Source organism: Ensifer sp. 22460 (assembly GCF_052044935.1).
GTDB lineage: Bacteria > Pseudomonadota > Alphaproteobacteria > Rhizobiales > Rhizobiaceae > Ensifer.
In genome coordinates, this window is the sequence record NZ_JBQENZ010000061.1 from 1 (window position 1) to 7,910 (window position 7,910).

The 7,910-nt window shown below is 59.5% G+C and carries 5 protein-coding genes and 1 pseudogene; 2 read left to right on the forward strand and 4 right to left on the reverse strand.

Annotation, left to right across the window (positions count from 1 at the left end; translation table 11 throughout):
• Positions 1–1,141 precede the first annotated feature (1,141 nt).
• Positions 1,142–2,236 carry a nucleotidyltransferase family protein gene (locus ACTJKM_RS35780; protein ID WP_058328971.1) on the forward strand — a complete coding sequence of 365 codons (1,095 nt, stop codon included), beginning with the start codon at positions 1,142–1,144 and terminating at the stop codon, positions 2,234–2,236.
• Positions 2,237–2,938: 702 nt separating this feature from the next.
• Here ACTJKM_RS35780 and ACTJKM_RS35785 read toward each other — a convergent pair.
• Genes ACTJKM_RS35785 through ACTJKM_RS35795 form a run of 3 tightly spaced genes read right to left on the reverse strand, consistent with a single transcriptional unit; the run spans position 2,939 to position 5,406 of the window.
• Complete coding sequence (locus tag ACTJKM_RS35785) at positions 2,939–3,721, reverse strand: SDR family oxidoreductase (protein WP_058328970.1); 783 nt, start codon at positions 3,719–3,721, stop codon at positions 2,939–2,941.
• Positions 3,722–3,736: 15 nt separating this feature from the next.
• Positions 3,737–4,933: an aminotransferase class V-fold PLP-dependent enzyme gene (locus tag ACTJKM_RS35790; RefSeq protein ID WP_440661875.1), complete on the reverse strand. Its 1,197-nt coding sequence runs from the start codon at positions 4,931–4,933 to the stop codon at positions 3,737–3,739.
• A complete protein-coding gene (locus tag ACTJKM_RS35795) occupies positions 4,927–5,406 on the reverse strand; it encodes a RidA family protein (RefSeq protein WP_057251578.1) in 480 nt (159 codons plus the stop codon). The genes ACTJKM_RS35790 and ACTJKM_RS35795 overlap by 7 nt, the downstream gene beginning before the upstream one ends.
• Before the next feature lie 87 nt (positions 5,407–5,493).
• Here ACTJKM_RS35795 and ACTJKM_RS35800 point away from each other — a divergent pair, with 87 nt between their 5' ends.
• A complete protein-coding gene (locus ACTJKM_RS35800; RefSeq protein ID WP_440661876.1) occupies positions 5,494–6,450 on the forward strand; it encodes a LysR substrate-binding domain-containing protein in 957 nt (318 codons plus the stop codon).
• 507 nt (positions 6,451–6,957) lie between these two features.
• On the opposite strand, the pseudogene ACTJKM_RS35805 reads toward ACTJKM_RS35800, so the two are convergent.
• Positions 6,958–7,910: pseudogene (locus ACTJKM_RS35805) on the reverse strand (IS110 family transposase); the annotation flags it as partial.

Consider the following 7,910-nt stretch of genomic DNA (forward strand, 5'->3'; position numbering starts at 1 on the left):
GCTCGTCCATCTCGTCGCGCCAAAAGAATGCAGAAACTACTTCAACTCATGCGGATACGATCCAGCATGAAAGGGAAATGCTCTAATGCCGGTGTTGCACGCTGAGATGATCAGGGAACACGGTCGTTAAGTGGTGCCGCTTAATGATACACGCACCGATTCTGTGTCGCGTTCTTCGAGAAGACGCACTCTGAAACCGCGCTCCTGATCAGGCACTGCTGCTACGTCCAGCTTTTCCGTCGGTTCGACCACGTCGTTGCTCAACTCTCGATATTTGAGAATACCCATCGACTGGGCGTACCTCTACCGTACGCTCAGCGGAGCAGCACGGCCGGATCCGCTTCGCTCCATCCAGCCCGTCCTTTGGGTGGGCAATCCCCCCTCCGGTTTTCAACTGGCCCTCTCTCTCCCGGTCCTCGCCGGATAGGCAGGAGAAAATGCCTCCCCTGCCATCAATTGTGAGGGAACTGAAGTGCGGACGCGTGAAGGAATCGCCGGCGATGACGGATACGGAAAATCTCAAAGATCGATTCTGGAGGAAATGATCGAACGGCATATAGCGGCCCAGCTAGTGACCGCGGATGAGTGAAGCGTCGTGATCCAGATTGCCGCGGGGACGAACGTGTACCTGGCCTGTCGGCCCCTTTGGTCGGCAACACCGATTTTGGCCGCGCCGAACGCTCCACCGGGAACGGGCGCAGCGGGAGCGACCGGTATTGTCACACGCCGATCGGAATGAATTCCAGGATGGGTTGGTTGCAGGTTCGAGTCCTGCCGGGCCCACCATTATCACCTCGAGCGTCACTACCCTGCCCAGCACACCCAGAAGCGATGATCAGTACGGCCCCTATTCGGTGCCATTCATTCCGTGGAATAGAGCTCCTCCTCGCGCGTGTTTAGCATTCCCGCCAATGTGCGCAAGGCGCTGTCGAGCTGATCCATCGTCGGGGGTCCCCGACGGCGCGCGGTTATAATACTTTGGCAGAAACTTATAACATTGACAGTGTGCTCACAGCGTTATAAGTTCTTGGCAGAAAATTATAACGGCGACCAAGATGAGCGACCACGACTTTGGTCAAAGGGAAGCGCGCGTCAGGCAGATCGCTGCGCTTGTCGGCGCTTTCAAAAGGACGAAATGCCAATGATGAGAGAGATCGACATCAGCTATCGGACGATGTTCGCGGAGCTGACGCAACGGACGCTCGACGGTCAGTTTTTGGCAGACTTCCCCATGGAAGGATGGTTCGTGACCGTGACCGTCAAAGACCGCAATTACTGGTATTTCGACCTCCCAGATGGCGAGGGCAAATACAAGCGAAGCTATGTCGGTCCAGAAAGCGACGAAGAGATCACAGCACGGGTGAAGGCGCACAAGCAGATCAAGGACGATCTCCGGGAGCGGAGGCGCATGGTGAGCACGCTACGTCGTGCCGGTCTCCCCGGTCCCGACACCTTCGCGGGCGATATCACGAAGGCGCTTGCCGACGCCGGCTTGTTCCGGCTACGTGCGGTGCTGATTGGGTCGGTGGCATTCAGCACCTATGCGGGGATGCTTGGCGTCCGACTGCCCTCGTCTGCCATGCAGACAGGCGACGCGGATTTCGCGCAAGACTTCGCGATCTCGGCCGGGGTGCAGGACAGCCTTCCGCCCATTCTAGATATCCTCCAGTCGGTCGATCCCGATTTCCGGGCCGTGCCGCACCAAGCGGACAAAGCCAAGGTGGTCGCCTTCCAGAACGGTAGGGGCTACCGAGTGGAGTTCCTGACTGGAAACCGAGGATCGGACGAATACACGGGCAAGCCGTCTCCCATGCCCGCCCTCGGCGGCGCTTCGGCAGAAAACCTCCGGTTCCTGGACTTCCTGATCTACGAACCTGTCCGCACGGTGCTTCTCTTCCGCGAAGGCGTGAACGTCCTGGTCCCCGCTCCCGAGCGGTATGCCGTCCATAAGCTTATCGTTGCCTCGAGAAGGCTCACTGACACGCTAGGACGCGTGAAATCGGACAAAGACCTGGTGCAGGCCTCCCTACTATTCGAAGCCCTAGTAGAGACGCGCCACGAATACGAGTTAGTCGATGCTTGGGAAGAGGCGTGGGATCGGGGAGATTCTTGGAAGGAAGGCCTTTGCAACGGCCTCTTGAGGCTATCAGCCAAAGGTGTGAAGGCGCTTGGTAAGGCGCTCGGATCGAAGATGCCTGACTTGGAAAAGTTGAGAGCTGATGATCGTCCCAAATGACTTCCCCGGCCACGCAAGCCGCTCCTACGCGCCGACAACGGCCGTCGGCGTCGCGGATCGCCAGCAACGGCTGGTCTCACGTCGACACGAACAGCGTCCCCGGCGTGCGTTTGTCAGCCTTCCTTGTAGCCACCGTGGGCAACAATGCCTGTGCCCGTCGTAGACACTATCTGGCCGCAGAGGCTGCTCAGACCGTCGAGGCTGAGCGCCCAGCCGGGCGGCTACAATGCGTTCCGCCAGCGAGCGCGCAGCACGTCGGGGCGGTGGTAGGTTCACCCGCAGGGGTGGCGAAATTCGCCAGGTCCTCGAAAACGCCGAGTTTTTGATGAGGACTATTCGAGTAGCGTGTGGGCATGGCGTGTGACTGAACCCCGGTCCCGAAGAACAGCATTCCAGTCGATACATTACGCAACTTTCGAAGCACAGAACGCTATCCTCGTCTGCACCGGCTCTAGTCTTGAAATCTCTCGCAGCCGCACAGATATCGGTGCGGTCGCTCAGTTATTGCCGCATGACTCCAGCGTGTGACCTAAGCCTGTCACCGGACAGGTGATGCTACACAAGGAAAGTCCATCTGGACGCCGAACGGGAACGACCTCTGAGTGAGTGTCGTTCCCGTTCGGGTTCCATCCATTATGTCGTCTGTCTGCGAGCATGAATTGCAGTTAGCGAAATGGGCCGCATGCCGCGAGACGTTGGAACTCAAGCAAGCGTCGACCTGAAAGCGCCACCGTCGAGCAGGATATTCTGGCCGACAATGTAGCCTGCGTACTGGCTGCAAAGAAATGCCGCGGTAGCGCCGAACTCCTCAATCGTGCCGAAGCGCCCGGTCGGATTCTCCGCATGCGCCTCCTGCCGCGCCTGGTCGATTGAGATGCCCTTCATTTCTGCCCTTCGCTGGAGAAGCACGGCTACACGATCAGTCTCATGCGACCCTGGTAGGAGGTTGTTGATCGTTACGCCATGTTTCGCGACTTGCCTCGCCGTCCCTGCCACGAAACCGGTCAGTCCGCTGCGCGATGCGTTGGACAGGCCCAACTCCGGGATCGGTGACTTTACTGATGCGGAGGTGATGTTGACGACGCGCCCCCAGCTCCTATCGATCATGCCGGGCAGAACCGCTTTCATCAGCAAGATTGGGGTCAGCATGTTGGCGTTCAGTGCGTTCAACCATTCATTCGTCTCCCAATCAGACCATAGCCCAGGCGGCGGTCCCCCTGCATTGGTGACGAGGATGTCGGCTTTCGGTTCCGCTTCGAGAAGCTCTTGCCGTCCTTCTACGGTCGTTACGTCGGCGACCACGGCATAGACTTCGGCGTTTGCCAATTCGCGAAGCTCCCTCGCGGTGGCCTCCAGCGTGTCCCGGCTACGACCGTTCAGGGTAACGATCGCGCCCGCCTCCGCAAGCTTCTGCGCCACGCCTCTGCCCAGCCCTTTTGAACTCGCGCAGACGATCGCACGCTTGCCCCTTATTCCCAAATCCATCGCAGTTCCGTCCTTCTATTGGTTTGCATCTTTTGCGATTTGTTCAACCGCATAGACGAGGCCATCGACCTCCCCCGCGGTATTGAAGTAACTGACCGAGGCTCGGGCTATTTCCTGTAGTCCGCGCGCGGTCATGTCGAAGGGCGTGTAGGGTATGCCGTTTGCCCCGATTGAGATACTCTTCTCGGCTAGCTTGCTTCTCACAACCGATGCCGAAATTCCCTCCACGGTGAAAGAAACAAGGCCCGACTGTTTCTCCCCGAGATCGCGCACCTCAACCGCCGGAATGCGCTTCAACCCTTCCCGAAGCTGGGTTGCCAGGAGGGCGATGCGGACTTGGATCGCCTCGACACCCAACTCTGAAGCCAGCGCGATCGCTTCGCCGAGCCCCAGGAGCAGTGATATAGGCGCTTCGGATGTTTCGAATAGACGGGCGTCTTTCCTCAACTCGACCTTTCCATTCACCAGAGGGCCGGAGCTCACATCGACGAAACGGGGATTGAGCTTCTCAAGGAACTTAGAGCGAACGTACAAAAGAGCCGTTCCGCGCGGCCCTCTAACGTATTTCCTGCCGGCCGCCTTGAGAACATCGCAACCTATCCTCGACACATCGATAGGGAGCTGACCAAGTGCCTGCCCGGCATCGACGAAGTATGGGATGCCAGCCGCGTTGGCCACCCGCCCGATGGCTTCGGCGTCGTTTATCAGTCCCCCGTTGGCAGGAAGCCATGTAAGCGAGATCATGCGCACCTTGTCGTCGATCATTGCGGAAAGAGCGTTCGGATCGACACTGCCGTCTTCCCTGCAGGGAATGGTCTCGATACTTGCCCCGGCATGGCTTGCCGCACGCTGCATCGATGCGACATTACCGCCCCATTCCTGTCGGCCAATTAGAATGCGCTCGCCCGACCTCAGCTGTGGCAACGCGGCAAACACGCTCCCCCAAAGGGCAGACCCCGATCCACCGAACGCAACCTCGCCTTCGTCGGCGCCGATGAACTTGGCAGCGTTGGTACGAAGCATCGCGAGCTCGTCCGCAACCAGTGCGGCAGCTTCCATCGGACCTCGCGTCGATTCCAGCATCAAGTGTCCGACAATTGCTTCGGTGACCCGCCTCGGTGGGAGCGAAGCTCCGGCGTGATTGAAGTGCCTCCGCTCGGCGCAGCCGGGTGTGTCGTTGCGCAGGCTGTCGATTTTTGCGTCGGTCAGCACCTGGTCTCCTCCAGTTCCACAACCGCATCGATCTCGACGGCTGCCCCCGAGGGAAGCGAACTGACACCAATGGCGGCCCTCGTGTGCTGCCCGGCTTCGCCGAACACCGCAACCATCAGGTCGGAGGCACCGTTTGCAACCTTCGACTGATCCTTGAACTCGCTCGTTGCCGCGACGAATACGCCAAGCTTCACGATGCGACGGACAGACGAAAGCGAGCCGTCTGTATTGGCAGCGATCTGTCCGAGAAGGTTGAGGGCTGCGATACGCGCCGCTTGCACCCCCTGCTCGTGAGATATGACCGCACCCAGGGTGCCTGCAATGATCTCACCATCCGGCGCCTTGCTGATCTGACCGGAAATGAACAAGAGGTTGCCCGTGTGGACCACCGAAATGTAGTTCGCAGCCGGAGTAGTCGGTGCGGGCAGTTCTAGGCCAAGCGTAGCCAGTTTTTCACGGATGGAAATCGTCATCGCTTTCTCCTTTTCTTTCTTGCTTCATGAAAGAAATCCGAGGAGCCCGCCAATTCAAAGCTTTGCGCCCTGCGATCGAATTCGTTAATGTCAGCCGTCAAACATCCGCGAGGCATCGGCACGTTGCGCAGTTCCCCATTCCTCCCACCCCTTTCCGCGACCAGGGTCTTCCAGGTGGTAGCAAATCGAGGGAGCTTTCGATTGGCGGGCGAGGAACTGCTAATTACGCAAAGCGCGGTGAGCCACCACATCAAGCAGCTCGAGAGTGCTCTGGGTACTCCACTCTTTCGTCGCAAGAGTAAGAGCATAGAGCTGACCGAGGCAGGCACGATGTTTCTTGCCACCGTCGACGAGGCCTTCACTGTGCTGTCGGAGGGCACCGCGAGGGTGCGCTCGCGATCCGGGCAGACCAGGTTGCGTGTGAGCCTGCTCCCCTCTTTCGCCGCGAACTGGCTGGTCAACAGACTTGGCGGTTTCCTCAAGAGCCATCCAGCGATCGAACTCGAATTGGATCCGACCCTGCGAATTGTCGATGTAGGGCGCGGAGAAGCGGATATCGCGATTCGATTTGGCGATTTTGGCGCGAGCAAGCAGTCCTGTGTGCACGTCGCAAACGAAGATTTGTCTCCGGTGTTGAGCCCGGGGCTGTACGGAGACGGCTCCCAGTTTCAATCCCCCCTGGACCTTCTCAACCATGAGATACTGCAGGCCAAGAGCGGCCTCGAATGGCAGCTGTGGTCGGAGGCAGCCGGATTTCCACTTGAGAAGGCCAAACAGACCCGCCTGACCGACTACAACATTGTATTGCAAGCTGCTCTTGATGGTCAGGGTGTCGCCATGGGGCGAGGCCTTCTTGTTCGGGAGCATATTCGGACGGGGCGGCTGGTCAGGCCCTTGTCAGCTTCCTTGAGCTCACAGAAAGCAGCGTACTGGGCAGCCTTCGACCCGCTCTCGAGGAAACTTCCAGCGATAGACGCTCTTGTCGGCTGGTTGAAAAACGAAATGACCCCATCGGCGCAGAGAACGTCCGGCACCATTTTTTGATCGATGCAATCGCCGTCCCAGCGGTAAGATCTGCCGGCGGATACCTCTTGGCGCACCCCACCAAGTATTTCTGCACAATGCCCGAATTTTGGATGAACATGCAGGCCGGCTTTAACCTCAAGACAGAGGAAGTAGCGCTTCATGGCGAACTGGAGTTGTTCCCCGATAGAGCAGCATAGCCGGCCCTACCCCAGTGAGGCACCTTCCAGTCGATACATTATGCGATCTTCTGTAACGGGCGCTTCGTCAATCCCTTGTGCGCTCAATCCCTCTCCGAGTGCTTGCTTCTGTCCGCAGTCGGAGCTTTGCCGCTGCTCTATGGGGTCTGCTGAGGACCGGTTGGCCAATCTTTTAGAGGCGCAGTCACGCAGTGCTGCTGATCGCATAGCGGCCTAACCCATCCATCGTCCCGGCGAAGGGACCTTGCTGCGGAGGGCTGATGGCTGTGCCCGTCCGAAAGCCTGTCTTGTCGTCTCCTCCGATCAAGCCGCCAGGGCTGGCGCTCCCTTATGAGGAAATGTCCCTGAGCATGCGATGCAACACCACCGCTAGCTTGCGGGCCAGCGCCACGCGCGCCTTTCTGGGGCCGGCACGTCTTGCGACCGCCAGTGCCCAGCCCCTCAGATCGGAGCCTTTGACCGGTCGCGTCAGGATGACGTTGGCCGCCTCGAAGAGCGCGGTGCGCACACCCCCATGTCGCCGATCTTCGAGATGCGACCGCTATGATCGGTCTCGCCCGATTGATATTTCTTCGGCGCCAATCCGAAGTGCGGCCCGACCGCGCGGGAGGAGCGGAATCGCTCCGGCGCATCGACGGCCGCCACAAACGTCAGCGCCACCAGGACGCCAACGCCTGGCGTCGTCATCAGCCGCTGTGCGTTGTCATCCTGGCGGGCGATGGCATGCAGCTTGCGCTCAAACCCCGCAAATTCATGCACAAGCGCGTCGCGCACCTTCAGCAGTGCCATAGCGATCGCTTCCAAGGTCGAATGACCTGCAATCAGCACGCGGATACGTCCCGCGAAAGTGCGCCGTGTCGTCGGCCCGACCTTGAGGCCGAAGCCGCGCAGGATGCCCCGGATGCTCATCTCGATGTCGTGAAGCTTACCCTGAATGAGCTTGCGGGCAGTCAGCAGCGCACGCACCTCCTGGGCGGCAAGAGATTTGCAATGGACCGGCCTGAACCAGCCAAGCCGCATCAACTGCGCAATACCCCGGGCGTCCTTCTTGTCGGTCTTGACCGGCATCGTCTTGAAGGCGGCACGCACGTGGCGTGTCTCGATCAGCTCGACGGAAAGACCTGCTTTCACCATCCCGGCATGCAGCCACTGCGACAGGGGGCCGGCCTCCAGACGAATGCGCTCCATCGCCACGCCGTGCGCGCCGAACCAGGCGATCAGCGCATCGGGTTCGCTGAGGATCTTCGCTTCCCGGATGATCCGGCCATCCGCATCCACCAC